Annotated in this window: 23 protein-coding genes; 16 read left to right on the top strand and 7 right to left on the bottom strand. The window is 71.3% G+C overall.

Translation table 11 applies throughout. From position 1 onward, the window contains the following. Positions 1–71: 71 nt before the first annotated feature. The 4 genes from FGG90_RS00105 to FGG90_RS00120 all read left to right on the top strand — a co-directional run bounded on the left by FGG90_RS00105 (position 72) and on the right by FGG90_RS00120 (position 5,543). Entirely contained in the window at positions 72–1,433 is a 1,362-nt protein-coding gene (locus FGG90_RS00105) for an ABC transporter substrate-binding protein (protein ID WP_094126179.1), read from the top strand. A 147-nt stretch (positions 1,434–1,580) separates the two neighbouring features. Beyond that, positions 1,581–2,552, top strand: coding sequence for a carbohydrate ABC transporter permease (locus FGG90_RS00110; RefSeq protein ID WP_094126178.1), 972 nt, complete (start codon positions 1,581–1,583; stop codon positions 2,550–2,552). Then, positions 2,549–3,538, top strand: coding sequence for a carbohydrate ABC transporter permease (locus FGG90_RS00115; RefSeq protein ID WP_094126177.1), 990 nt, complete (start codon positions 2,549–2,551; stop codon positions 3,536–3,538). The genes FGG90_RS00110 and FGG90_RS00115 overlap by 4 nt, the downstream gene beginning before the upstream one ends. 124 nt (positions 3,539–3,662) lie before the next feature. Then, a complete protein-coding gene (locus tag FGG90_RS00120; RefSeq protein WP_094126176.1) occupies positions 3,663–5,543 on the top strand; it encodes an ABC transporter ATP-binding protein in 1,881 nt (626 codons plus the stop codon). 102 nt (positions 5,544–5,645) lie between these two features. Here the strand turns inward: FGG90_RS00120 and FGG90_RS00125 are convergent, their stop codons facing one another. Both FGG90_RS00125 and FGG90_RS00130 read right to left on the bottom strand, forming a co-directional pair. Beyond that, positions 5,646–6,413 carry a DUF305 domain-containing protein gene (locus FGG90_RS00125; RefSeq protein WP_094126175.1) on the bottom strand — a complete coding sequence of 256 codons (768 nt, stop codon included), beginning with the start codon at positions 6,411–6,413 and terminating at the stop codon, positions 5,646–5,648. Positions 6,414–6,415: 2 nt separating this feature from the next. Further along, positions 6,416–7,159 (bottom strand): DUF3105 domain-containing protein, encoded by a 744-nt coding sequence (locus FGG90_RS00130; protein ID WP_094126174.1) that lies wholly within the window; start codon positions 7,157–7,159, stop codon positions 6,416–6,418. A 169-nt stretch (positions 7,160–7,328) separates the two neighbouring features. Between FGG90_RS00130 and FGG90_RS00135 the strand changes: the two genes are divergently transcribed. Next, positions 7,329–8,693 carry a cystathionine beta-synthase gene (locus tag FGG90_RS00135; RefSeq protein WP_094126173.1) on the top strand — a complete coding sequence of 455 codons (1,365 nt, stop codon included), beginning with the start codon at positions 7,329–7,331 and terminating at the stop codon, positions 8,691–8,693. A gap of 47 nt (positions 8,694–8,740) precedes the next feature. Next, on the top strand, positions 8,741–9,913 hold the full coding sequence (locus FGG90_RS00140; RefSeq protein ID WP_094126172.1) for a cystathionine gamma-synthase: 1,173 nt from the start codon (positions 8,741–8,743) through the stop codon (positions 9,911–9,913). 47 nt (positions 9,914–9,960) lie between these two features. On the opposite strand, the gene FGG90_RS00145 is transcribed toward FGG90_RS00140, so the two are convergent. Continuing rightward, positions 9,961–10,713 (bottom strand): RNase H family protein, encoded by a 753-nt coding sequence (locus FGG90_RS00145; protein ID WP_094126171.1) that lies wholly within the window; start codon positions 10,711–10,713, stop codon positions 9,961–9,963. Between the two features lie 176 nt (positions 10,714–10,889). On the opposite strand from FGG90_RS00145, the gene FGG90_RS00150 reads away from it, so the two are divergent. The 8 genes from FGG90_RS00150 (at position 10,890) to FGG90_RS00185 (ending at position 20,879) form a co-directional block, all read left to right on the top strand. Beyond that, positions 10,890–11,912, top strand: a complete 1,023-nt coding sequence (locus tag FGG90_RS00150; RefSeq protein ID WP_094126170.1) for a LacI family DNA-binding transcriptional regulator — start codon at positions 10,890–10,892, stop codon at positions 11,910–11,912. A 168-nt stretch (positions 11,913–12,080) separates the two neighbouring features. Then, the gene (gene araB, locus FGG90_RS00155; RefSeq protein WP_094126169.1) at positions 12,081–13,790 is read left to right on the top strand and encodes a ribulokinase; all 1,710 of its coding nucleotides are present in this window, start codon (positions 12,081–12,083) and stop codon (positions 13,788–13,790) included. Further along, positions 13,787–14,497, top strand: a complete 711-nt coding sequence (locus FGG90_RS00160) for an L-ribulose-5-phosphate 4-epimerase (protein WP_094126168.1) — start codon at positions 13,787–13,789, stop codon at positions 14,495–14,497. Before araB ends, FGG90_RS00160 begins: the two co-directional genes overlap by 4 nt. Further along, on the top strand, positions 14,494–16,011 hold the full coding sequence (gene araA / locus FGG90_RS00165) for an L-arabinose isomerase (RefSeq protein WP_094126167.1): 1,518 nt from the start codon (positions 14,494–14,496) through the stop codon (positions 16,009–16,011). The genes FGG90_RS00160 and araA overlap by 4 nt, the downstream gene beginning before the upstream one ends. Before the next feature lie 76 nt (positions 16,012–16,087). Then, the gene (locus FGG90_RS00170; protein WP_094126166.1) at positions 16,088–17,203 is read left to right on the top strand and encodes a substrate-binding domain-containing protein; all 1,116 of its coding nucleotides are present in this window, start codon (positions 16,088–16,090) and stop codon (positions 17,201–17,203) included. 174 nt (positions 17,204–17,377) lie between these two features. After that, positions 17,378–18,907 carry a multiple monosaccharide ABC transporter ATP-binding protein gene (mmsA, locus tag FGG90_RS00175; RefSeq protein ID WP_094126165.1) on the top strand — a complete coding sequence of 510 codons (1,530 nt, stop codon included), beginning with the start codon at positions 17,378–17,380 and terminating at the stop codon, positions 18,905–18,907. A gap of 5 nt (positions 18,908–18,912) precedes the next feature. Then, positions 18,913–20,100 carry a multiple monosaccharide ABC transporter permease gene (gene mmsB / locus FGG90_RS00180; RefSeq protein ID WP_094126164.1) on the top strand — a complete coding sequence of 396 codons (1,188 nt, stop codon included), beginning with the start codon at positions 18,913–18,915 and terminating at the stop codon, positions 20,098–20,100. Between the two features lie 179 nt (positions 20,101–20,279). Next, a complete protein-coding gene (locus FGG90_RS00185; protein ID WP_210433005.1) occupies positions 20,280–20,879 on the top strand; it encodes a helix-turn-helix transcriptional regulator in 600 nt (199 codons plus the stop codon). An 87-nt stretch (positions 20,880–20,966) separates the two neighbouring features. Here FGG90_RS00185 and xylA read toward each other — a convergent pair whose 3' ends face one another. Then, complete coding sequence (xylA, locus tag FGG90_RS00190; RefSeq protein WP_094126162.1) at positions 20,967–22,160, bottom strand: xylose isomerase; 1,194 nt, start codon at positions 22,158–22,160, stop codon at positions 20,967–20,969. A 204-nt stretch (positions 22,161–22,364) separates the two neighbouring features. Here xylA and FGG90_RS00195 point away from each other — a divergent pair, with 204 nt between their 5' ends. After that, positions 22,365–23,891, top strand: coding sequence for a GH1 family beta-glucosidase (locus FGG90_RS00195; RefSeq protein WP_094126161.1), 1,527 nt, complete (start codon positions 22,365–22,367; stop codon positions 23,889–23,891). Continuing rightward, positions 23,888–24,454, top strand: a complete 567-nt coding sequence (locus tag FGG90_RS00200) for a GNAT family N-acetyltransferase (protein WP_094126160.1) — start codon at positions 23,888–23,890, stop codon at positions 24,452–24,454. Before FGG90_RS00195 ends, FGG90_RS00200 begins: the two co-directional genes overlap by 4 nt. Positions 24,455–24,511: 57 nt before the next feature. Here the strand turns inward: FGG90_RS00200 and FGG90_RS00205 are convergent, their stop codons facing one another. The 3 genes from FGG90_RS00205 to FGG90_RS00215 form a co-directional block, all read right to left on the bottom strand. Then, the gene (locus FGG90_RS00205) at positions 24,512–24,949 is read right to left on the bottom strand and encodes a MarR family winged helix-turn-helix transcriptional regulator (RefSeq protein ID WP_094126159.1); all 438 of its coding nucleotides are present in this window, start codon (positions 24,947–24,949) and stop codon (positions 24,512–24,514) included. A gap of 125 nt (positions 24,950–25,074) precedes the next feature. Beyond that, a complete protein-coding gene (locus FGG90_RS00210) occupies positions 25,075–25,410 on the bottom strand; it encodes a hypothetical protein (protein WP_094126158.1) in 336 nt (111 codons plus the stop codon). A gap of 126 nt (positions 25,411–25,536) precedes the next feature. Then, on the bottom strand, positions 25,537–26,493 hold the full coding sequence (locus FGG90_RS00215; RefSeq protein WP_094126157.1) for a LysR family transcriptional regulator: 957 nt from the start codon (positions 26,491–26,493) through the stop codon (positions 25,537–25,539). Between the last annotated feature and the right edge of the window lie 43 nt (positions 26,494–26,536).

Consider the following 26,536-nt stretch of genomic DNA (forward strand, 5'->3'; position numbering starts at 1 on the left):
GCCCCACCTGCCGTCGCGCGCACCACGGGAAGGCGGGTCAGCCCGCATCCCTCGATGAAGAGGAGACGCACATGGGCCACGCCCTATTCCGACGTCGCTTCGCGGCACCCCTCGCAGCGGTCGGCATCGCCGGCCTCGCGCTCACGGGCTGCACGGGCGACATCGCCGCCGAGGACAAGGCGGACACCGACTGCACGCCGTACTCGTCGTACGGCACGTTCGACGGAGCCGACGTCAGCATCGGCGGCACGATCCAGGACGACGAGGCCGACCGCCTCGTCGAGTCGTGGAAGGACTTCGAGTCCTGCACGGGCATCACCGTGAACTACCAGGGCACCAAGGAGTTCGAGGCGCAGATCGCCGTCCTCGCGGAGGGCGACTCGGCGCCGGACATCGGGATCATCCCGCAGCCGGGCCTCTTCAACGTCCTCGCCTCGAAGGGCTACCTCCAGGCGGCCCCCGCGGCCGTCGAGGAGAACGTCGACAAGGGCTGGTCCACCGACTGGAAGGGCTACGGCACCGTCGACGGCACCTTCTACGGCGCGCCGCTCATGGCGAGCGTCAAGGGCTACGTCTGGTACTCGCCGAGCGAGTTCGAGGAGAAGGGCTACGAGATCCCGAAGTCCACCTCCGAGCTGATGGACCTCACGAAGAAGATCGCGGACGAGGGCGACCACAAGCCCTGGTGCGTCGGCATCGGCTCCGGCGACGCCACCGGCTGGGCCGGCACGGACTGGATCGAGGACTACGTGCTCCGCGAGGCCGGCCCCGACACCTACGACAAGTGGGTCAGCCACGAGATCCCGTTCAACGACCCCGCGATCGCGAAGGCGTTCGACGACGTCGGTGAGATCATCAAGAACCCCGACTACGTCAACGGCGGCCTCGGCGACGTCTCGTCGATCATCTCCACGGAGTTCGGCGACGCCGGCCTCCCGATCCTCGACGGCACGTGCTCGCTGCACCACCAGGCCTCGTTCTACGAGGGCTTCTGGAAGAAGGCCGACGGCACCGACGCGAAGGTCTCGCCCGACGGCGACGTCTACGCGTTCCTCCTGCCGCCCACGGCCGAGGGCGACTCCACCGCCGTCACCGGCGGCGGCGAGCTCGTCGGCGCCTTCAAGTCGAGCGACGAGATCACCGCGGTGCTCTCCTACCTCTCGAGCGACACCTGGGCGAACAACCGCGTGAAGCTGGGCGGCGTCATCAGCGCGAACAAGGGGCTCGATCCCGCGAACGCGTCGAGCGACATCCTCAAGCAGAGCATCGAGATCCTCCAGGACCCGAACGCCACGTTCCGGTTCGACGGCTCGGACCTCATGCCCGGCGCGGTCGGCACCGACTCCTTCTGGAAGGGCATCGTCGGCTGGCTGAGCGGCGACTCGACCCAGAAGACGGTCGACGCCATCGAGTCGAGCTGGCCCGCGTCCTGATCGACCGCCGGTCCTGATCGACCGCCGGTCCTGATCGACCGCCGGTCCTGACCGACCGGTACCCGGCATCCGTGCCGGACCAGCGGGGCCGCCGCACGCGCGGCGGCCCCGCTCCGCATCCCCCCCGACCCGAAGGGCGAGACGTCCATGACGACCGCTGACCTGATCGGCAAGATCCTCCAGGTGGTGGCGGCGCTGGCCGTCTTCGCGCTGGTGATCGGGCTGATCCTCTTCCTCATCGACAAGGCGCCGAAGCGCGGGCGCGACTGGATCCAGCTCGGCGCCTTCGTGCTGCCGGCGCTGATCCTCCTGGCCGTCGGCCTCATCTACCCCGCGTTCCGCACGACGCTCCTCGCCTTCCGCGACAACAGCGGCGAGTGGGCGGGGTTCGACAACTTCGTCTGGATGTTCACCCAGCCGTCCGCGCTCCGCACGCTGCTGAACACGGTCATCTGGGTGGTCTTCGTCCCGCTGCTGTCGACGGCGATCGGCCTCGCGTACGCCGTGTTCATCGACAAGTCGCGCGGCGAGAAGTACTTCAAGGCCCTGGTCTTCATGCCGATGGCCATCTCGTTCGTCGGCGCCGGCATCATCTGGCGCTTCGTCTACGACTACAAGTCGGGGGAGCGCGAGCAGATCGGCCTGCTCAACCAGATCCTCGTCTGGCTCGGGCAGGAGCCCGTGCAGTGGCTGCAGACCTCGCCCATCAACACGGCGCTCCTCATCATCGTGATGATCTGGATCCAGACCGGCTTCGCCATGGTCGTGCTCTCCGCGAGCATCAAGGGCGTGCCGACCGAGCAGATCGAGGCCGCGCAGCTCGACGGCACCAACGCGTGGGAGCGGTTCCTCAACGTGACCCTGCCGGGCATCCGCGGGTCGCTCGTCGTGGTCGTGACCACCATCTCCATCGCGACGCTCAAGGTGTTCGACATCGTCCGCACCATGACGGCGGGCAACTTCGACACGAGCGTCATCGCCAACGAGATGTACACGCAGGCGTTCCGCGCCGGCGAGCAGGGCCGCGGCTCCGCGCTCGCGATCGTGCTGTTCCTCATGGTCCTGCCGATCGTCATCTACAACGTCCGCGTCATGAGCAAGCAGAGGGAGATCCGATGAGCGTCGCACCCGCCGACCTGCCCGTCGCCGACCGGGGGACCCGCCGCGGCGCCATCGAGCAGGCGGCCTCCGTCGGCGCGAAGAGCCGTCGCGTGAAGAACCGGCTCACGTCGCGCCGCGCGACGGTGGCCGCGCTGATCATCGCCGTGCTCTGGACGCTGCCCACCTTCGGCCTGTTCATCTCGTCGTTCCGGCCGGCCGGGCTCATCCAGACCACCGGCTGGTGGACCATCTTCCAGAACCCGGGCTTCACGCTCGACAACTACCAGGACGTGCTGCTCTCGACCTCGCAGTCGTCGCCGCAGCTCGGCTCGTACTTCGTGAACTCGCTCGCCATCGCGATCCCGGCGACGCTGTTCCCGCTCGTCATCGCGTCGATGGCGGCGTACGCCTTCGCGTGGATCAAGTTCAAGGGCTCGAACTTCCTGTTCGTGCTGATCTTCGCGCTGCAGATCGTGCCGCTGCAGATGGCGCTCATCCCGCTTCTGCAGATGTTCACCCGGACGCTCCGCCCGCTGCAGGAGGCCGTGCACGGCGTGATCCCGCTCATCCCCGAGCAGGGCTACCTGCCGGTGTGGGTGGCGCACACGATCTTCGCGCTGCCGCTCGCGATCTTCCTGCTGCACAACTTCATCTCGGAGATCCCGGGCGAGGTCATCGAGGCGGCGCGGGTCGACGGCGCGAGCCACGGCCAGGTGTTCTTCCGCATCGTGCTGCCGCTGGCGCTGCCGGCCATCGCGTCCTTCGCGATCTTCCAGTTCCTGTGGGTCTGGAACGACCTGCTGGTGGCGCTGATCTTCTCCGGCGGCACCCCCGACGTCGCGCCGCTCACGCAGCGCCTCGCGGAGCTCACGGGGACGCGCGGGCAGGACTGGCAGCGGCTCACGGCGGCGGCGTTCGTCTCGCTCATCGTGCCGCTCATCGTGTTCTTCAGCCTGCAGCGCTACTTCGTGCGGGGACTGCTCGCGGGGTCCACGAAGGGCTGATCCCCGGCCCGTCGACACCGGCCCGGTCGTCCGCTCGCGCGGGTGGCCGGGCCGTCGTCGTCCGCGCGCTGCCGCGTGGTCGGGCGAGATCCCCCACGGGCGTAAAATCGCCGGAATGACGAGGATGGGCGACATCGCCGCGGGCGGCGGGATGCGCGGAGGCGGCGGACGCCGCGGGCGGGTGAGCGCGGCCAACGCCGAGGCCCAGCGCCGGGCCAACGCCGAGGCGCCGCGCGTCGAGAACCTGCTGGGCCGGATCGCGGAGCTGTTCCGCCCGCACCGGCGCGCGCTGGTCCTCACCATCGCCCTCGTGCTCGTCGGCGCCGGCCTCACGGTCGTGCCGCCGCTCCTCACGCAGCAGGCGTTCGACCGCGGGCTGTTCCCGCCGACTGGCGGACCCGACATCCCCGTGCTGGTCGAGCTCGTCGCGATCATGATCGCCATCTGGGTCGCGGGCGCGGGCCTCGGCGTGTGGCAGACGTACCTCACGGCCACGGTCGGCAACCGGGTCATGGGATCCATGCGCGTCGACCTGTTCCGCCACCTGCAGAGCATGGAGCTCGGCTTCTTCACGCGCACCAAGACGGGCGTGATCCAGTCGCGCCTGCAGAACGACGTGGGCGGCGTCGCGGCGGTCCTCACCAACACCGTCTCCAGCGTGCTCGGCAACACCGTGACCGTGATCGCGGCCCTCGTCGCCATGCTCGTGCTCAACTGGCAGCTGACCCTCGTGGCCGTCGTGCTCATGCCGGTGCTCGTGGTGGCGCAGCGCCGCGTCGGGCAGGTGCGGGCGCGGATCGCCTCGAAGACGCAGGAGTCGCTGTCGGACATGACGGCCATCACGCAGGAGACGCTGTCGGTCTCCGGCATCCTGCTGTCGAAGAGCTTCAACCGGCAGGCCGCGGAGACCGAGCGCTACGAGGCCGAGAACCGCACGCAGATCCGGCTGCAGGTGAGCCAGCAGATGAGCGGCCAGTGGTTCTTCGCGCTGGTGCAGATCTTCCTGTCGATCATCCCGGCCATCGTCTACGTGGTCGCGGGCTTCCTCATCACGGGCGGCGTCAGCGTCACCGCCGGCACGATCGTCGCCTTCACCACCGTGCAGGCGCGCCTCATGTGGCCGCTCATCGGCCTGATGCGCGTGGCGCTCGACCTGCAGACCTCCGGCGCGCTCTTCGCCCGGATCTTCGAGTACCTCGACCTGGAGCCCGCCATCCGCGACCGGCACGACGCGCGCGCCGTCGCGGCCGGCCCGGCGCTCGGCCGGGTGGCGTTCGACGACGTGCGCTTCTCGTACCCGGACACCCGTCCCGGCGACAGGCCCACGCTCGACGGCATGTCCTTCGCCATCGAGCCCGGGCAGTTCGCGGCGTTCGTCGGCCCCTCGGGCGCGGGCAAGACGACCGTCTCGTACCTGATCCCGCGCTTCCACGACGTGACCGGCGGCCGGGTGCTCTTCGCCGACGAGGACGTGCGGGCCCTCGAGCAGGAGTCGCTGCTGGAGAACATCGGCATCGTGAGCCAGGAGACGTACCTCTTCCACGCGACGATCGGCGACAACCTCCGCTACGCGCGGCCCGACGCCACCCGGGAGCAGATCGAGCAGGCGGCCCGGGCGGCCAACATCCACGGCACGATCGAGTCGTTCCCCGACGGCTACGACACGCTCGTGGGGGAGCGCGGCTACCGGCTCTCGGGCGGCGAGAAGCAGCGCATCGCCATCGCGCGCGTGCTGCTCAAGGACCCGGCCGTGCTGATCCTCGACGAGGCCACCAGCGCGCTCGACGCCATCTCGGAGCGCGTCGTGCAGCAGGCCCTCGACACGGCGTCGCGCGGCCGCACGACCATCGCCATCGCGCACCGGCTGTCGACCGTGGTGGACGCCGACGTGATCTTCGTGGTCGTCGCCGGCAGCATCGTCGAGCAGGGCACGCACCTGGAGCTGCTCGCCCGCGGTGGCGAGTACGCGCGGCTCTACAGCGACCAGCGCACCGCGGCGGCCTGAGCCCCGGACCGGCCTGGATCCCGGCGCGGGACGCCCCGCCGGTGCCGCGGACGACGACCGCCCGCCCGCGAGGCGGACGGGCGGTGCGAGGGGCGGATCGGATCAGGAGCGCGCGTCGAGCAGCTGCTGCATGTAGAGGATCTCCTTGTCCTGGATCATCACCATGCCGTTCGCCAGGTCCGTGACCAGGGGGTTCCTGGACCGGTCGAGGAGGGCCTGCGCCATCTCCACGCCGCCGCGGTGGTGCGCGATCATCAGCGTCAGGAACTTCCGCTCCGCCTCGACGCCCGTGAGGCCCTGCAGCTCCTCGAGGTCGGCCTGCGAGGCGAGGCCCGGCATGGTCGCGCCGGGCGTCATGTCCATGGAGGAGTGGTCCGTCTTACCGTCGAGGGTCGGCAGCGTCATCCACGTCATGCGCGGCTGCGACGGCGCCTGGTCGAGTCCCCACGAGGTGAGGAACGCGTACATCTGACCCGCCTGCTGGGACTGCGCCTGGGCGATGTCCTGCGCGATGAGCTTGACCTCGGGGTCGTCCGTGCGGTCGATGATCATGAGCGACATCTGCACGGCCTGCTCGTGGTGCACCTGCATGTCGCGGGAGAAGCCGGCCTCCGCGCTGTTCGTGCTGGGCGTGAGCGCCGAGACGGGCGCGGTCACGCGGCCCACGAGGAGCCCGGCGACCACGAGCGCCACCGCGACGATGCCGGCCGCGAGGCCGATGCGGACGCGTCGCCCGCGGGCGCGCGACTCCTCCCCGTGCGCGACGAGGCCCTGGAGCTCCTCCTCGCGGATGTCGTCGTCCGGGACGTGGTCGACGACGGTGTCGCCCTCGGGACGCGGGTCGGACGCGTCGGAGCCGCGGTCGGCCACGGTCAGGAGACCCGGCCCTCGCCCTCGAGGGCGCCGGTGCACGCGGCACCGGCCTCGGGGGCGTTCGGGCTCTTCCAGTACTTGGCCATGAAGTCCTTGATGCGCTGGTCGTCGACCGAGTCGACCTTGACCTGCGCGCCCCACGCGGACAGCGCGATGGGGGTGTCGAGGCCCTCGTAGGGCGACATGGTGACGTAGCCGCCGAACGACTCCGCGTACTTCTGCAGGTTCGACAGGTCGTCGCCGGTGATCTTCGCGGCGTCGTACGTGATCCACACGGCGCCGTGCTCGAGGTCGTGCACCGCGTTCTCGTTGGGCTGCGGCTGGTCGTAGATGCCGCAGTTCAGCCACATGGCGTTGTGCTCGCCGCCGGCGGGCGGGCTCATGCCCTGGTACTTGGCGGCGTAGTCGACGGTGCCCTGCACGTGCGTGCTGGGGAGCGAGTCCCAGGTGCGGAGGCCCTCGATGCTGATGGAGTCGGGATCCTGCTTCGGGGTGCCGCTCGAGACGACCACGCCGATGACGACGGCCACCACGGCGACGGCGGCCACGGATCCCGTGATGATGCCGATGAGGCGGTTGCGGCGCGCACGGTCCTGCTGCTTCTTGAGCGCCGCCACCTTCTCGGCGCGGCGGGCCTCGCGCTGCTGCTTGACCGTGAGGTCCTTGTGGGCCTGCTTGGCGGTCGGCGGGACGGGCCGTCCGCTCGTGTCGCCGGAGGGCGTGGTGTCGTCGCGTCGCGCCACGGAGGGTCCTTCTCTGCTGGGGGAATGTGCGATCAGGGTACCCGCTCGGCCTGGGCGCGCCCTGCCCGCGCGGGCGGCCGAGCGCCCGTAACACGGCGGACGGGCGCGCCTATGCTGGACGGGCGGGGCCCACCGGACCGCACACCTGACACCGGGAGCACCACCACACGTGAAGTACGCCGACACGATCCTCGACCTCATCGGGAACACCCCGCTCGTGAAGCTCAACAAGGTGGTCGAGGGCATCTCGGCGACCGTGCTGGTGAAGGTCGAGTACCTGAACCCCGGCGGCAGCGCCAAGGACCGCATCGCCACGCGCATCATCGACGCGGCCGAGCGCGACGGGAAGCTGAAGCCCGGCGGCACGATCGTCGAGCCGACCTCGGGCAACACGGGCGTGGGCCTCGCGCTCGTCGCCCAGCAGCGCGGCTACCGCTGCGTCTTCGTGCTGCCGGACAAGGTCGGCGAGGACAAGCGCAACGTGCTCACGGCGTACGGCGCCGAGATCGTGGTGACGCCCACCTCGGTCGCGCCCGACCACCCCGACTCCTACTACTCGGTGAGCGACCGGCTCGCGCGCGAGATCCCCGGCGCCTTCAAGCCCGACCAGTACTCCAACCCCAACGGGCCGCTCAGCCACTACGAGACCACGGGTCCCGAGATCTGGCGCGACACCGAGGGCGAGATCACGCACTTCGTCGCGGGCGTCGGCACCGGCGGCACCATCAGCGGCGTCGGCCGCTACCTCAAGGAGGTGTCGGAGGGGCGCGTGCGCATCGTCGGCGCCGACCCCGAGGGCTCGGTCTACTCCGGCGGCACCGGCCGCCCCTACCTCGTCGAGGGCGTGGGCGAGGACTTCTGGCCGGCGGCCTACGACCCCGACGTCGTCGACGAGGTCATCGCCTCGAGCGACCAGGAGTCGTTCGACATGACCCTCCGGCTCGCCCGCGAGGAGGGGCTGCTCGTCGGCGGATCCAGCGGCATGGCCGTCGTCTCCGCGCTCAAGGCCGCGCGGCACCTGGGACCGGACGACGTGATGGTGGTCCTCCTGCCGGACGGCGGCCGCGGCTACCTCGGCAAGATCTTCAACGAGAAGTGGATGCAGTCGTACGGCTTCGCCCGCGTCAACGGCCAGCGCACGGTCGCCGACGTCATGAGCGCCAAGACCGGCAGCCTTCCCGACCTCGTGCACGCGCACCCGAGCGACACCATCCGCGACGCGATCCGGATCATGACCGAGTACGACGTCTCGCAGCTGCCCGTCCTCTCGGCCGAGCCGCCCGTCGTCATGGGCGAGGTCGCCGGCGCGGTCGACGAGCGCAGCCTCCTCGAGCTCGTCTTCAGCGGCCGTGCGCAGCTCACCGACCGCGTCGGCGCGTTCACGGGCGCGGCCTTCGACCTCATCGGCGTGAACGAGACCGTGCCCGAGGCGTGGAGCGCCCTCGGATCCGCGGACGCGCTCATGGTGAGCGACGGCGGCAAGCCCGTCGGCGTCCTCACCCGGCACGACCTCCTCACCTACCTCACCGACTGATCCGCGGGCACGGCCCCGGCACACCTCCGACCACAGAGACGAGCACCGTGAGCGACAAGCACGACTTCGACACCCGCGCCATCCACGCCGGCCAGGACCCGGATCCCACCACGGGCGCGGTCATCCCGCCCCTGTACCTCACGAGCACCTTCGTGCAGGACGGCATCGGCGGGCTCCGCGGCGGCTACGAGTACGCGCGCAGCGCCAACCCCACCCGCACCGGGCTGCAGGAGCTGCTCGCCTCGCTCGAGCGCGGGAAGCACGCCTTCTCGTTCGCGTCCGGGCTGGCCGCCGAGGACACGCTCCTCCGCGCGATCACGCGGCCGGGCGACCGCATCGTCCTCAGCGACGACGTGTACGGCGGCACCTACCGCCTGCTCACGCGCGTGCTCGGCGACTGGGGGATCGTCGTCGAGACGGTCGACATGAGCGACCTCGCCGCGGTCGAGCGGGTCCTCGGATCCGGCCCCGCCAAGGTCCTCTGGGTCGAGACCCCGAGCAACCCGCTGATGAAGATCAGCGACATCCGCGCGCTCGCCGACCTCGGCCACGCCGCCGGCGCCACGGTCGTCGTCGACAACACCTTCGCCTCGCCGTACCTCCAGCAGCCGCTGACGCTCGGTGCCGACGTGGTCGTGCACTCGACCACGAAGTACCTCGGCGGGCACTCCGACGTGCTCGGCGGCGCCGTGATCCTCGACGACGACGCGCTCGCCGAGAAGGTCGGCTTCCTGCAGTTCGCGGTCGGCGCCGTCTCGGGCCCGATGGACGCCTGGCTCACCACGCGCGGGATCAAGACGCTCGCCGTGCGCGTCGAGCGCCACTCCTCGAACGCCGAGGAGATCGCGTCCTTCCTCCAGCAGCACCCCGACGTCACGGCGGTGCACTACCCCGGGCTCCCGGAGCACCCGGGCCACGACATCGCCAAGGCGCAGATGTCCGGCTTCGGCGGCATGATCTCGTTCCAGGTGCGCGGGGGAGCGAAGGCCGCCCGCCGCGTGGTCGAGGGCACGCGCGTCTTCCAGCTCGCCGAGTCGCTCGGCGGCGTGGAGTCGCTCATCAGCTACCCGTCCGAGATGACGCACGCGTCCGTGAAGGGCACGCCGCTCGAGGTCCCGGACGACCTGGTGCGCCTCTCGGTGGGCATCGAGTCCGTCGAGGACCTCGTCGTCGACCTCGAGCGCGCGCTCGGCAAGGCGCTCAAGCAGGGCAAGCACTAGCGGGGAGCGGTGCGGCGCGCGTCGGCGCCGCACCGTCCCGACGCGGATCAGGGCAGCAGCAGCCGCACGGCCTCGTCGACGCTGACCCCGCGGTCGCGCGCGTGGGCGCTGAGGCGCGCCATGGCGTCGCGGTCGAGCGCGATCGTGAGGGTGGTGTCGCCGGGCTCCGGCGCGACCTCCTCGTCGAACGCGTCGAAGTCGAACAGGCCCGGCTGCGCGGGCGCCTCGGCCTCGACGGCCTCCGCCCGCGCGATCACGGGGTCGGCCGCGAGCTCGGCGTCGGCCTCGACGGCCGCGGTCTCCTCCGTGGCCGCCGCCGCGGACCCGCCCGTCTCGTGCCCCTCCCAGCCCGGTCCCCCGGGGATCGGGCTGCGGCTCTGGAACGCCGTCGCCACGGCGCGCGCCCGCACGTCCGCCGCCTCGTTGAGCGGGTGGTTCGCGTGCCCCTTGACCCACTCGAAGCGGTAGCGGCGGCCCTGGATCTCGGCGTCGATCTCCTTCAGCAGCTCCACGTTGAGCACCGGCTTGCCGTCGCCCTTGCGCCAGCCCTTGCGCTTCCAGCCGGGCATCCACTTGGTGACCGAGTTGATGACGTACTGGCTGTCGCAGAGCACGAGCAGGTCGTCGTCGAGGTGCGCGGTGGCGCGGAACAGCTCGAGCACCGCCTTCAGCTCGCCCTGGTTGTTCGTGGCGTGCGCCCACCCGCCCGCGGCCCAGTGCTCGTCGTCGACGTACCAGGCCCAGCCGGCGGGCCCCGGGTTGCCGAGCGCGGATCCGTCTGCCGCGGCGGTGATCGTCACAGGTGGTGCCTCTCGTCGGGTGGAGGACCAGTCTGCCGCAGCCGTCGCGGCCCCCGCGCACGCCCTCCCGGGACGCCGGATCCCCCAGCCGCCCCCGTGTGACTGTCACATGTGACAATGTGACACCTGCGCCGCGTGGCGCGACCGGGGCCGGGCCCCGCACCAGGACGGGGTCGATGATGACGACGGAGACGCCACGGGGGAGGGCCCCCAGCATCCGCGACGTCGCGCGCCTCGCGGGCGTCTCGCACCAGACCGTCTCCCGCGTCCTCAACGACTCGCCCTCGCTCCGCGCCGAGACCCGCCAGCGCGTGCTCGACGTGATGGAGCAGGTGCAGTACCGGCCGAACCGCGCGGCCCGGGCGCTCGTCACGAGCCGCTCGCGCACCATCGGGGTCCTCACCTCGCAGAGCTCGCAGTACGGGCCCGCGTCGTCCATCGCCGCCATCGAGGCGGCGGCCCGCGAGGCCGGCTACCTCGTCACGACCACGAACCTCGCGTCCTCCGACGGGGCCGCGATCCAGGTCGCCCTCGGTCACCTGGTGGACCAGGCCGTCGAGGGCCTCGTGGTCGTCGCGCCGCAGGTGCGCGTGCGCGAGGCGCTCGCGAGCATGTCGCTCGACGTGCCCTACGTCACCATGCAGAGCGACGGCCGCGGCGACGCCCACGACCTGTCGGTCGACCAGATGGCCGGCGCGCGCCTCGCCACCCGGCACCTCCTCGACCTCGGCCACCGCGACATCTACCACCTCGCCGGCCCGCAGGACTGGATCGAGGCGGAGGCCCGGATGCGCGGCTTCCTCGACGCCATGTCCGCCGCCGAGGTCCCCACGACGGCGCCCATACTCGGCGACTGGACCGCGGAGTTCGGGTTCTACGCGGGCCGCGAGATGCTGCGGCTCCGCGACTTCACCGCGATCTTCTCGAGCAACGACCAGATGGCCCTCGGCCTCATCCACGCCGTGCGCGACGCGGGCCTCGACGTGCCGCGCGACGTGAGCATCGTCGGCTTCGACGACATCCCGGAGGCCGCCCACTTCTGGCCGCCGCTCACCACGGTGCGGCAGGACTTCGCCGAGGTCGGCCGGCGCTCGGTGGCGCTCCTGCTCGACGGCATGGACGGCACGGGGGAGCGGTACCGGGGCACGATCGAGCCGGAGCTCATCGTCCGCGCGTCCACCGGTCCGCCCTCGAGCTGACCGGCCCGCGCGCCCTCCCCCGCCTCGGCGACCCCACTTCGAGGGGTCAGCGCCTCTCGGCTTGACAGGGCGATCCCGCGGATGTGTAGAGTGACATCCGCCGATGTGACCGTTCACATCCCACGCGATCCCCCCGGGTCGCATGCATCAGACGAAGGAGTCGATCCCGTGCCCAGCGCCCCCGTGAGCACCGAGCCCCAGGCCGCCCAGCCCGGATCGGACGCCGAGCAGCAGTACGTCATCGGGGTCGACTACGGCACCCTCTCCGGTCGTGCCGTCGTGGTGCGCGTCTCGGACGGCGTCGAGCTCGGCTCCGGCGTCCTCGACTACCCGCACGCGGTCATGGACGACACCCTCGTAGCCAGCGGCGCGCAGCTCCCGCCCGAGTGGGCGCTGCAGGTCCCGAGCGACTACGTCGACGTGCTCAAGCAGGCCGTGCCCGCCGCCATCCGCGAGGCCGGCATCGACCCCGCGCAGGTCATCGGCATCGGCACCGACTTCACCGCGTGCACCATGGTCCCCACGACGGGTGATGGCACGCCGCTCAACGAGGTCGACGGCTACGCCGACCGGCCCCACGCGTACGTCAAGCTCTGGAAGCACCACGCCGCGCAGTCGCACGCCGACCGCATCAACGCGCTGGCCGAGGAGCGCGGCGAGAAGTGGCTGGCCCGCTACGGCGGCCTCATCTCCAGCGAGTGGGAGTTCGCCAAGGGCCTCCAGCTGCTCGAGGAGGACCCCGAGCTGTACGGCCTCATGGAGCACTGGGTCGAGGCGGCCGACTGGATCGTCTGGCAGCTCACCGGCAGCTACGTCCGCAACGCCTGCACCGCCGGCTACAAGGGCATCCTCCAGGACGGCGAGTACCCGACCCGCGAGTTCCTCGCGGCGCTCAACCCCGACTTCGCCTCCTTCGCGGAGGACAAGGTCGCGCACGAGATCGGCCAGCTCGGATCCGCCGCCGGCACGCTCTCCGCCGAGGCCGCCGCGTGGACGGGCCTGCCCGAGGGCATCGCCGTCGCGGTCGGCAACGTCGACGCGCACGTCACGGCGCCGGTCGCCCGTGCCGTCGAGCCCGGCCAGATGGTCGCGATCATGGGCACGAGCACCTGCCACGTCATGAACAGCGACGTGCTCACCGAGGTCCCCGGCATGTGCGGCGTCGTCGACGGCGGCATCGTCTCCGGGCTCTACGGCTACGAGGCCGGCCAGTCCGGCGTCGGCGACATCTTCGCCTGGTACGTCAAGAACCAGGTGCCCGCGCGCTACGCCGAGGAGGCCGCGGCCGCCGGCAAGAGCGTCCACCAGCACCTCACCGACCTCGCGGCCGACCAGCCCGTCGGCGGCCACGGCCTCGTCGCGCTCGACTGGCACTCCGGCAATCGCTCGGTGCTCGTCGACCACGAGCTGTCGGGCCTCGTCATCGGCACCACGCTCACGACGCGCACCGAGGAGGTCTACCGGGCGCTGCTCGAGGCCACCGCGTTCGGCACCCGCAAGATCGTCGAGACGTTCGCCGCGTCGGGCGTCCCCGTCACCGAGTTCATCGTCGCCGGCGGCCTGCTGAAGAACGCGTTCCTCATGCAGGCGTACAGCGACATCCTGCGCCTCCCCATCTCGGTCATCACGAGCGAGCAGGGCCCGGCGCTCGGCTCGGCCATCCACGCCGCCGTCGCCGCGGGCGCCTACCCGGACGTCCGCGTCGCGGGCGACGCCATGGGCAAGGTCGAGCGCGGGAGGTACCAGCCGAGCGAGGAGCGCGCGCTCGCCTACGACCGCCTCTACGAGGAGTACTCCACGCTGCACGACCACTTCGGACGCGGCGCCAACGACGTCATGAAGCGCCTCAAGTCGCTGAAGAGGGAGGCCCGCGCGTGAGCGGCTTCGCCCCCGAGATCGAGGTCGCGGTCGCCCGCGTCCGCTCCGAGGTCTCCCGCCTCCACGGCGAGCTCGTGCGCTACGGCCTCGTGGTCTGGACCGGCGGCAACGTCTCCGGCCGCGTCCCCGGCGCCGACCTGTTCGTCATCAAGCCGTCCGGCGTCTCCTACGACGACCTGAGCCCCGAGAACATGATCCTCTGCGACCTCGACGGCAACGTGATCCCGGACACCCCCGGCTCGCGCAACGCCCCGTCGAGCGACACGGCGGCGCACGCGTACGTCTACCGCAACATGCCCGAGGTGGGCGGCGTGGTCCACACGCACTCCACCTACGCGGTGGCGTGGGCGGCCCGGCGCGAGCCCATCCCGTGCGTCATCACCGCGATGGCCGACGAGTTCGGCGGGGAGATCCCCGTCGGCCCGTTCGCCATCATCGGCGACGACTCCATCGGCCGCGGCATCGTCGAGACGCTCACCGGGCACCGCTCGCGCGCCGTCCTCATGGCCGGCCACGGCCCGTTCACCATCGGCAAGGACGCGAAGGACGCCGTGAAGGCGGCCGTCATGGTCGAGGACGTGGCGCGCACCGTGCACATCTCCCGCCAGCTCGGCGAGCCCGCGCCCCTCCCGGCCGAGGCCGTCGACTCGCTGTTCGACCGCTACCAGAACGTCTACGGACAAGCACCCCAAGGAGCCCTGAAGTGACCCGCATCACCACGTCCCTCGACCACTACGAGGTCTGGTTCCTCACGGGCAGCCAGAACCTCTACGGCGAGGAGACGCTGCAGCAGGTCGCCGAGCAGTCGCAGGAGATCGCGCGCCAGCTCGAGGAGGCGTCGGACGTGCCCGTCCGCGTCGTCTGGAAGCCCGTCCTCAAGGACTCCGACAGCATCCGCCGCATGGCCCTCGAGGCCAACGCGAGCGACCGCACCATCGGCCTCATCGCGTGGATGCACACGTTCAGCCCCGCGAAGATGTGGATCCAGGGCCTCGACGCCCTGCAGAAGCCCTTCCTGCACCTGCACACCCAGGCCAACGTCGCGCTCCCGTGGAGCACCATCGACATGGACTTCATGAACCTCAACCAGGCCGCGCACGGCGACCGGGAGTTCGGCTACATCCAGTCGCGCCTCGGCGTCACCCGCAAGACCGTCGTCGGCCACGTGAGCACGGAGGCCGTCCGCCAGGGCATCGCCACGTGGATGCGCGCCGCCGCCGGCTGGGCCGCCGTGCACGAGCTGAAGGTCGCCCGCTTCGGCGACAACATGCGCAACGTCGCGGTCACCGAGGGCGACAAGACGGAGGCCGAGCTCAAGTTCGGCGTCTCGGTCAACACCTGGGGCGTCAACGACCTCGTCGAGCGCGTGGACGCGGCGACCGACGCCGAGATCGACGCGCTGGTCGACGAGTACGAGACCCTCTACGACATCCAGCCCGAGCTGCGGCGCGGCGGGGAGCGCCACGAGTCGCTGCGCTACGGCGCCGCGATCGAGGCGGGCCTCCGCTCCTTCCTCGAGGAGGGCGGCTTCGGCGCCTTCACCACGAGCTTCGAGGACCTCGGCGGCCTCCGCCAGCTCCCCGGCCTCGCGGTGCAGCGCCTCATGGCCGAGGGCTACGGCTTCGGCGCCGAGGGCGACTGGAAGACGGCCGTGCTGATCCGCGCGGCGAAGGTCATGGGCGCGGGCCTCCCCGGTGGCGCGAGCCTCATGGAGGACTACACGTACCACCTCGTCCCCGGCGAGGAGAAGATCCTGGGCGCGCACATGCTCGAGATCTGCCCGACGCTCACCACGGGCCGTCCGAGCCTCGAGATCCACCCGCTCGGCATCGGGGGCCGCGAGGACCCCGTGCGCCTCGTCTTCGACACCGATCCCGGCCCCGCCGTCGTCGTCGCCATGTCGGACATGCGCGACCGCTTCCGCATCGTCGCGAACGTCGTGGAGGTCGTGCCGCTCGACGAGCCGCTCCCGAACCTGCCCGTCGCCCGCGCCGTGTGGAAGCCCGCGCCGGACCTCGCGACGAGCGCCGCGGCCTGGCTCACCGCCGGGGCCGCCCACCACACGGTCATGAGCACGCAGGTCGGCGTCGAGGTCTTCGAGGACTTCGCCGAGATCGCGCGCACCGAGCTCCTCGTCATCGACGAGGACACGACCCTCAAGGGTTTCACCAAGGAAGTCCGCTGGAACCAGGCCTACCACCGCCTGGCCCAGGGCCTGTAACACCCACACCAGGGGTGCGGATCCGGCGCAGATGCCGGATGCGCGTCTCACAGCAGCAGTACGAAAGGACACGACCGTGAAGATGAAGAAGGTCCTCGTCGGCATCGCCGCCACGAGCATCGCCCTCTCGCTCGCCGCATGCTCCGGCGGCGGCGGAGGCCGCGGCGGCAGCGCCGGCGGCACCGAGGACAACAAGGGCGCCCTCGTCGGCGTCGCCATGCCCACCAAGACGAGCGAGCGCTGGGTCGACGACGGCAACAACGTCAACGAGCAGCTCACCAAGCTCGGCTACAAGGTCGACCTGCAGTACGCGAACGACAAGGTGCAGGACCAGATCTCGCAGATCGAGACCATGCTCAACAAGGGCGCCAAGGCGCTCATCGTCGCGTCGATCGACGGCACCGCGCTGACCCAGGTCCTCAAGACCGCGGCCGACGACGGCGTCAAGGTCATCGCGTACGACCGCCTCATCAACGGCACCGAGAACGTCGACTACTACACGACGTTCGACAACCAGCAGGTCGGCGTGCTGCAGGGCAACTCGCTCCTGCAGGGCATGGGCCTCGTCGACGCCGACGGCAAGCCGACCGGCAGCACCGAGAAGAAGACCATCGAGATCTTCGCGGGCAGCCCGGACGACAACAACGCGCAGTTCTTCTACGACGGCGCGATGAGCGTCCTGAAGCCCTTCCTCGACTCCGGCCAGGTCACCATCGGCTCCGGCCAGAAGGACTTCAGCCAGGTCGCGATCCAGCAGTGGAAGCAGGAGGGCGCGCAGGCTCGCATGGAGAACCTGCTCTCCGGCAACTACGGCGGCGGCAAGGTCCTGGACGGCGTCCTCTCGCCGTACGACGGCCTCTCGCGCGGCATCATCCAGGCGCTCGGCTCGACCAGCCCCATGCCGATCATCACCGGCCAGGACGGCGAGAAGGCGTCCGACAAGCTGATCCTCGACGGCGTCCAGTACTCGACGATCTTCAAGGACACGCGCCTGCTCGGCAAGGAGGCCGTCACGATGGTCGACGACCTGCTCACCGGCGGCACCCCCGACGCGCCCGACACCTACAACAACAAGGTGAAGGACGTCGCCACGAAGCAGTTCGCCCCCGTGACCGTGACGAAGGACAACCTCGTCGAGGTCATCGTGGACAGCGGCTACTACACGCAGGACGAGATCGACAAGGGCGAGTAGCCCACCCGCGCCGCTCCGGCGGCGCACCGGCCGGTCGACGCTCGCGTCGACCGGCCCCCACCGGGTCGGGCCGGCCGTGCACCGCGGCCGGCCCGCCTCCGGGTGGCGCCTCGCGCGCCGCCCCGCACCACCGCCGGGAACCCGGCACCACCATCCACACAAGTGAGGCAGGCCATGGCCAACCACATTCTCGAGATGCGCGGCATCACCAAGACGTTCCCCGGCGTCAAGGCGCTGCAGGACGTCACCCTCGAGGTCACGCGCGGCACGTGCCACGCGATCTGCGGCGAGAACGGCGCGGGCAAGTCGACCCTGATGAAGGTCCTCTCGGGCGTCTACCCGGCCGGTTCCTACGACGGCGACATCGTGCTCGAGGACAAGGTCGTCAAGTTCTCCAGCATCCGCGACAGCGAGAAGTCGGGCGTGGTGATCATCCACCAGGAGCTCGCGCTGAGCCCCTTCCTCTCCATCGCGGAGAACATCTTCCTCGGCAACGAGATCTCCCGCGGCGGCTTCATCGACTGGAACGCCACCAACGTGGAGGCCGCCAAGCTCCTCGCCCGCGTCGGGCTGAGCGACAACCCGGCTACGAAGATCGCCGACATCGGCGTCGGCAAGCAGCAGCTCGTCGAGATCGCGAAGGCGCTCTCGAAGGAGGTGAAGCTCCTCATCCTCGACGAGCCCACCGCGGCGCTGAACGACGAGGACTCCGCCCACCTGCTCGACCTGATCAAGCACCTCAAGGGCCAGGGCATCACGAGCATCATCATCAGCCACAAGCTGAACGAGATCAAGGCGATCGCCGACGCCGTCACGATCATCCGCGACGGCAAGACCATCGAGACCCTCGACCTCGGGCGCGACTCCATCAGCGAGGAGCGCATCATCAAGGGCATGGTCGGCCGCGACCTGCAGAGCCGCTACCCCGACCGCACCCCGGACATCGGCGAGGAGGTCCTGCGCATCGAGGACTGGACGGTCCACCACCCGCAGGAGCACTCCCGCGTCGTCGTCGACCACGCCAACCTCAACGTCCGCGCGGGCGAGGTCGTCGGCATCGCCGGCCTCATGGGCGCGGGCCGCACGGAGCTCGCGATGAGCGTCTTCGGCCGCTCCTACGGCGCCAACATCTCCGGCAAGCTCTACAAGCGCGGCACGGAGATCACGGCCCGCACGGTGGGCGAGGCGATCAAGAACGGCCTCGCGTACGCCACCGAGGACCGCAAGCACTACGGCCTCAACCTCATCGACGACATCAAGCGCAACGTCTCCGGCGCCGCGCTCGAGAAGCTGTCGAAGGCGGGCTGGGTCGACGCGAACCGGGAGTACGTGGTGGCCGACGGCTACCGCACGTCCATGAACATCAAGGCGCCGAGCGTCGGGTCCATCACCGGGAAGCTCTCCGGCGGGAACCAGCAGAAGGTCGTCCTCTCGAAGTGGATGTTCTCCGACCCCGACGTGCTCATCCTCGACGAGCCCACCCGCGGCATCGACGTGGGCGCCAAGTACGAGATCTACACGATCATCAACGCGCTCGCCGCGCAGGGGAAGGCGGTCATCGTCATCTCCAGCGAGCTCCCCGAGCTGCTCGGCATCTGCGACCGGATCTACGCCCTCTCCGCCGGGCGCATCACGGGCCAGCTGCCGATCTCCGAGGCGACTCCCGAGAGCCTCATGACCTACATGACCAAGGAAAAGGAATAGTCAGCATGTCCAGTCTCAGCAATGTGGCGGGTTTCCTCGTCAGCCGCCTCAGGCAGATCGGCATCTTCATCGCGCTGATCGCGATCGTGGTGCTGTTCCAGATCCTCACGAACGGGACGCTCCTCGAGCCCCGCAACGTCACGAGCATCGTCGTCCAGAACGCCTACATCCTGATCCTCGCGATCGGCATGGTGATGATCATCATCGCCGGGCACATCGACCTGTCGGTCGGATCCGTGGTCGCGCTCATCGGCGCCGTCTCGGGCGTCTTCGCCGTCAACTGGGGCTGGCCCTGGTGGGCGTCGATCCTCGTGAGCCTCGTCATCGGCGGCCTCATCGGCGCCTGGCAGGGCTTCTGGGTGGCGTACGTCGGCATCCCGGCGTTCATCGTGACCCTGGCGGGCATGCTCACGTTCCGCGGCCTCGCGCAGATCGTGCTGGAGAACCGCCCGATCACGCCGTTCCCGGACGAGTACGTGGCCGTCGGCTCCGGCTTCCTGCCCGACCCCACGAACCGGATGGCGATCCTCGAGCCGATCACCGTGGCGCTCGGCGTCATCGCGGCCCTGTTCCTCGTCCTCTCCGCGGTGCGCGAGCGCCGTGCCCGCGTGAAGCTGAACCTCGAGGACGAGCCGTTCGCCTGGTTCATCACCAAGCTCGCGACCATCGCGGTGCTCGTGCTCGGCATCACCTACCTGCTCGCGAGCTACAACGGCACGCCGATCGTGCTCGTCATCCTCGCGGTGCTCGTGCTCGTCTACACGGCGGTCATGGGCCGCAGCATCTTCGGCCGTCACATCTACGCCCGAGGCGGCAACCTGAACGCGGCGCAGCTCTCGGGCATCAACACGAAGCGCGTGGACTTCCTGCTCTTCGTGAACATGGGCTTCCTCGCCGCGCTCGCCGGCATCGCCTTCACGGCGCGCAGCAACTCGGCGCTCCCCGCGGCCGGCAACGGCTTCGAGCTCGACGCGATCGCCGCGGTGTTCATCGGCGGCGCGGCCGTCACCGGTGGGATCGGCACCGTGACGGGCGCGATGGTCGGTGGTCTGATCATGGGCGTGCTCAACAACGGCATGTCGCTGCTCGGCCTCGGCACGGAGTACCAGCAGCTCATCAAGGGCCTCGTGCTCCTGCTGGCCGTCGCGTTCGACGTGTTCAACAAGAGCCGCGGATCCAAGTCCGCGACCTGATCCACCCGCGTCCCCCGCGCTGACGCGCACGAGGGTCCCGGCATCCGAATGGATGCCGGGCCCCTCTCGTCGTCCGGGCTGTGGTCGCGTCGGGGCGGGCGCCGGTCCCCGCGCGTACCCTCGCGTCGCGTCGCCTCGCCGGGCGGTGACGTCGCAGCCGGCCCGAGGGAGCGCATGACGTGAGACGGTTCATCCTGATGTGGGCGGTGTCGGCCGCCGTCGTGACGGCCGTGGTCCTCGCGGTGACCACGTCCGAGCACCAGGCGCCGTGGGGCCCGCTCGCGAGCGCGCTGTTCGTCTCCTCCGCCGGTGCTCTGACGTTCACGATCCGGCGGCGTCGCGAGATCGCCACCCGGAGCGATGCAGCGGACGGCGTCGAGCGGGCCGTCGCTGCCCGGGCCGCGGCCGCGGTGTTCCGCGACCTGCTGGTGATCCTCCCGGCCGCCGTCCTCGTGCTCGTGGCGAGTCCGGCCACGAGCCCCGTGCTCCTCGTGGTGGCCGTCCTGGTGGCGGCCCTCGTGGATGAGGGGGTCCGGCGCGCGTCCGGCCGCCGTGCGACGGAGCGCGGGGGAGGAGCGGCGTGCCGGCTCGCGGAGCACCGGGCGCGCCTCCGCCTCGACGAGGACGAGCTGGCCGCGCGAGTCGGCGTGAGCACGCGCACGATCCGGGCGATCGAGGCCGGATGGCACCGTCCGCGCGTCGACCTGGCGGTGGCGCTCGCGCGGGAGGTGGATGCGCCGGTCGAGCGGCTCTTCCCGCCGCCCGCCTCACCCGCGTGACGGCTGCCGGGTACGCAGGAGCGGAGGCGACGGAAGGGCCCGACATCCACGTGGATGCCGGGCCCTCCGTCGTGCGGGGTGCGGGCTCTAGGAGCGCGCGCCCATCAGGTGCTCGAGCGCCAGCTGGTTGAGGCGGACGAAGCCGAAGCCCTTCGCGTCGAAGTACTCGTCGGCGGCGAAGTCCTCGTAGGAGGAGCGGTCGGCGAGGATGTCGTCGTAGGACTCGCCCTCGTTGAGCGTCGGCGTGTAGATCTCGTCCACCTTGGCGGCGGCGAGCGCCTCCTGCACCTCGGGGTCGGCGCGGAAGGCCTGCGCGCGCTCCTTGAGGAGGAGGTACATGCGCATGTTCGCGGCGGCGGAGTCCCACACGCCCGTGATGTCCTCGGTGCGGCTGGGCTTGTAGTCGAAGTGACGGGGGCCGTCGTACGAGCGGCCGCCGCCCACGCCGCCGTTCTCCAGCAGGTCGACGAGCGAGAACGCGTTCTGCAGGTCGCCGTGGCCGAAGACGAGGTCCTGGTCGTACTTGATGCCGCGCTGGCCGTTGAGGTCGATGTGGAAGAGCTTGCCCTGGTACAGCGCCTGCATGATGCCGGCGGTGAAGTTGAGGCCCGCCATCTGCTCGTGGCCGACCTCGGGGTTCACGCCGACGAGCTCGGGGCGCTCGAGGGTCTCGATGAAGGCGAGCGCGTGGCCGAGGGTCGGCAGCAGGATGTCGCCGCGGGGCTCGTTGGGCTTCGGCTCGATGGCGAAGCGGATGTCGTAGCCCTTGTCGGTGACGTAGTCGCCGAGGAGGTTGACGGCCTCGCGGTAGCGCTCGAGCGCGCCGCGGACGTCCTTGGCGGAGTCGTACTCGGCGCCCTCGCGGCCGCCCCACATGACGAAGGTCTGCGCGCCGAGCTCGGCGGCGAGGTCGATGTTGCGGAGGACCTTGCGGATCGCGAACCGGCGGACGGCGCGGTCGTTGCTCGTGAAGCCGCCGTCCTTGAAGACGGGCGCGGAGAAGAGGTTGGTGGTGACCATCGGCACGACGACGCCGGTGTCGCTGAGCGCGCCCTTGAGGCGGTCGATCTGCTTCTGGCGCTCGGCGTCGGTGGATCCGAAGGCGAAGAGGTCGTCGTCGTGGAAGGTGAGGCCGTAGGCGCCCAGCTCCGAGATGCGCTCGACGCCCTCGACCACGTCGAGGTCGGAGCGGGTGGGTCCGCCGAAGGGGTCGGCCCCGGTGTATCCGATGGTCCAGAGTCCGAACGAGAACTTGTCCTCGCGGGTGGGGGTGAGCGCCATGGTGTCTCCTGTCAGCGTCGTCGATGATTTGTTGCTAGCTACAACCTAATCGGCGCGGGGCGCCCGCGCAACGCGACACGACGGCCGGGGCGGGTCGGCTGGACGCGTCGTCGGCGTCCCGGCAGGATGGCGGGAGGTCGTCGTCGACCGCGCTCGCGCGCATCCGCCGGCCCGCCCACGCCCCGACGGAGAGGTCCCCCGCCCATGACCGACGCATCGCCCGCCGATCCCGGCGCATCCGCCGCTCCCGCTCCCGCCGCGGCGGTCGTCGCGGCCGACGACCGGGGGACCGGCCTCGACTTCCCGCCCGGGTTCCTGTTCGGGTCCGCGACCGCCGCGTACCAGATCGAGGGGGCCGTCGACGAGGGCGGACGCGGCGACTCCATCTGGGACGTCTTCAGCCGCACGCCCGGGAAGGTGCTCGGCGGCGACACGGGGGACGTGGCCGACGACCACTACCACCGGCTCGAGTCCGACCTCGACCTGATGCAGGAGCTGGGCCTCGAGGCGTACCGCTTCTCGATCGCGTGGCCGCGCATCCAGCCCACCGGCCGCGGCCCGGCGAACCCCGAGGGGCTCGCGTTCTACGGGCGCCTCGTCGACGGGCTCGTCGCACGCGGCATCACGCCCATCGCGACGCTCTACCACTGGGACCTCCCGCAGGCGCTCGAGGACGAGGGCGGCTGGACGAATCGCGAGACCGCGTACGCCTTCGCCGACTACGCCCGGATCATGGGCCAGGCGCTCGGCGACCGCATCGCCACCTGGACCACCCTCAACGAGCCGTGGTGCTCGGCCTACCTCGGCTACGCGGCCGGCGTGCACGCGCCGGGGCGCACGGACGCGGAGGCGTCGTTCCGGGCGGTGCACCACCTCAACCTCGCGCACGGGCTCGCGGTCACCGCGCTGAAGGAGGTGGTGCCCGCCGACGCGCGCTTCTCCATCACGCTCAACCTGCACGTGATCCGCGGCGAGGGCGACACCGGACCCGAGGCCGTGCGCCGCGTCGGCGGCGTCGGCAACCGGCTCTTCCTCGACCCGCTGCTGAACGGGACGTACCCGGCCGACGTGCTCGCGGACACCGCGGCGATCACCGACTGGGCGTTCGTGCTCCCGGGCGACGCGGAGCTCATCCGCCAGCCGCTCGACCTCCTCGGCGTCAACTACTACAACACCAGCCGCGTGCGGATGCGCGACGGCCAGGCCCCGGCGGGCGGCACCTCGATCCACGGCGACGTCGCCGCCTCGCCGTTCCCGGGCACCGACGACGTCGACTTCCTCGCGCAGCCCGGGCCCTTCACGGCCATGGGCTGGAACATCGAGCCGCAGGGCCTCGAGGACCTGCTCGTGGCGCTGCACGAGGAGTTCCCCGGCCTGCCGCTCATGGTCACCGAGAACGGGGCCGCGTTCGACGACGAGGTGACCGTCGAGGACGGCGTGCGCGCCGTGCACGACCCCGAGCGGATCGACTACCTCACGCGCCACTTCGCCGCGGCCCACCGCGCCATGGCCCGCGGCGTCGACCTCCGCGGCTACCAGGTGTGGTCGCTGCTCGACAACTTCGAGTGGGCCTTCGGGTACTCGAAGCGGTTCGGGATCGTGCACGTGGACTACGCCACGCAGGAGCGGACGCCGAAGGACAGCGCCCTCTGGTACGCGCGGCTGATCGCCGACCGGCGCATCCCGGCGGCCGACGCGCGTCCCGAGCGGGACGTGCGACCGGCCTCGTGAGCGCGCCCCTGCCGGGCGCCGACGAGCGCGTGACGCTGGCCCCGGGCATCGTGATGCGGCCCGCGCGCCTCGGCGACGCCGCGGCGCTCGCCGAGGCCTACCGGGAGAACCGCGAGCACCTCCGCCCGTTCGAGCCCGCCCGCACCGACGCGTTCTTCACGGCGGCGGGGCAGCGCGCCCAGCTGGCGGGCCGGGTGGCGGAGCGGGCGGCCGGATCCGGCCTGCCGTACCTCCTCGTCGAGGGCGACCGGGTCGTCGGCCGCTGCGACCTCTTCGCCGTGAAGCGCGGGGCCGCGCAGAGCGCGAGCCTCGGCTACTGGATCCACCGCGAGCGGCAGGGCGCGGGCCTCGCGACCGCGGCCGCCGAGCAGGCCGTGCGCATCGCCCGGGCCGCCGGCCTGCATCGGCTGGAGGCGTCGACGCTCGTCGGCAACGTCGGCTCGGAGCACGTGCTCCGGCGCGCGGGGTTCCAGGCGATCGGGGTGGCGGCCGCGTACCTCCGGATCGACGGCACGTGGCGCGACCACACGCTCTGGCAGCGGGTGGTCGACGGCGCGCGCTGATCGGGCCGGCCCGGAGCGGGCCGTGCGTGCAGGCCGACCCGTGCCGGGCGCGCGGGGTCAGGCGTCGAGCAGCAGGTCCGTCATGCTCCGCAGGCGCGCCTGCGCGCTGGAGTCGGCGCCGCTGCGGTCCACCACGACGTCGTGCACGGTCGCGGCGACGCGGAGGAGGTCGGGCAGGATCGCACGGCCCCGCTCGGTGAGGGCGATGAGCAGGCGGCGCTCGTCCGCCTGGTCGCGCTGGCGGGTGATGTAGCCGAGCAGCTCCAGGCGCTTGAACAGCGGCGACAGGGTGCCCGGCGTGAGCTGCACGGCCTCGCTGAGCTCACCCGCGCGACGGGGATCCTCCTCGTGGAGGGCCAGCATGACGAGGTACTGCGGATGCGTGAGGTGGAAGGGCTTGAGGAGCGGCCGGTAGAGCGAGATCACCGCTCGGGACGCCGCGGCGAGCAGCAGTCCCATGTCGCGGTCGAGCAGCGCTCCGTCGTGGTCCGTCATGTGTCCTCCTGGCCGTCCGCGGGAGCTCGTCCCCCGACGGCCTGATCCCCTCGGACGCTACTCCGGTCGTGGAGGCGCGACCCAGCGGGTCGGTGCACGCACAGCGCGCACGGAGGGTGACGTCATCAGGGGGTGCCCGGCGGCACCCAGCCCTGCGCGACCTGGTGCTCCCGCACCGCGGCGACGGCCCGGTCCGCGTCGACCGGGACCGCGTCCCAGAGGATGCCGGAGGAGTCGAGCCATCGGAGCGCGAGCATGGTGTCGGCCAGGTCCTCCACGTACATGGACACGAGCGTGCCGTGCGAGCGGATGGCGTCGCCGTGCAGGCTCCAGCCGAAGTACGCCGACAGGTAGCGGGCCTGCTCCGAGTGGCTGCGCTGCAGGTGGCGGTTGGGCCGCTCCGTGGATCCGCCCGAGGCCTGGACCTCGTCCTGCATCTCGTCGCCCGGCTCGTCCGGCATGCGCTCTCGTCCCTCATGTCGTGGTGCCGCCGGCGGGCGCCGGAGGCAGACCCGTCGAACACTACGGACACCCTCCGACATCGCGCCAGGAGCGGGGCTCGCGCGGGCCTGAGGCGACCGGCCGGATCAGGCGCGCCGGAGCTCCCAGTCGCCCACGCGGAGCCGGGCGAGCGCGTCGACGGCGGCGCGCACGGCGGCGGATCCGAGGCCGCCGGGCGCGGTGACCGCGTGCGTCGTGCGCTCGCCGACCCCGGAGATCCGCCGGCGCACGACGCCGCGGGGGAGGGGCGCCGTCGCGAGCGCGAGCGAGGGCAGCAGCGCGACGCCGAGCCCCGCGTGCACCATGCCCACGGCGGCGGCCGCGTTGTCGGTCTCGAACGACGTCGCGGGCGCGAAGCCGCTGCGGGCGCACGCGCTCACGAGGTGCCGGCGGCAGCGCACGCAGCCGGCGATCCACCTGTCGTCGGCGAGGTCGCGGAGCGCGAGCGGCCCGCGGTGCCGGAGGGCGCGCGCCTCGGGCAGCACGGCCCACAGCGTCTCGCGCCAGAGCGGGCGCGTCTCGAGGCCGTCGAGCGCGTCGGCCGCGGGATCGTCCGGGTCGTCCGGGTAGGCGAAGGTCACGGCGACGTCGGCCTCGCGCGCCCGCACCGCCTGGACGGCCTCGGGCGGCTCGGCCTCGAGGTAGCCGAAGGAGAGGCCGGGGTGCGCGGCGGCGAGCCCGCCGAGGAGCCGCGGCACGACCGTCGAGGAGGCGGAGGGGAAGGCGGCCACGCGCACGGTGCCGGCGCGCAGCCCCCGCAGATCGTCGAGCTCGTCGGCGGCCCGGTCCATCGCGTGGACGACGGTCGCGGCGTGCCGGGCGAGGACGCGCCCGGCCTCGGTGAGGACGACGCCGCGGCCGGATCGCGCCGTGACCGCCGTGCCGATGCGGGCCTCCAGGCGCCGGAGCGTCTGCGAGAGGGCGGGCTGGCTCACGCCGAGGGACGCGGCGGCGGCGGTCACGGATCCGCGGACCGCGAGCGCGTGCACCGCCTGCAGGGACGCCGAGTCGAGGTCGCGGCCGGTGGGCGAGGCATCCGTCATGCGCGGAGCATAACCCGCGCTTATGCGTCACATGCCGTCAGGG

Origin of the sequence: Clavibacter michiganensis subsp. tessellarius (assembly GCF_021922985.1) — a bacterium.
GTDB classification, from domain to species: Bacteria; Actinomycetota; Actinomycetes; order Actinomycetales; family Microbacteriaceae; genus Clavibacter; species Clavibacter tessellarius.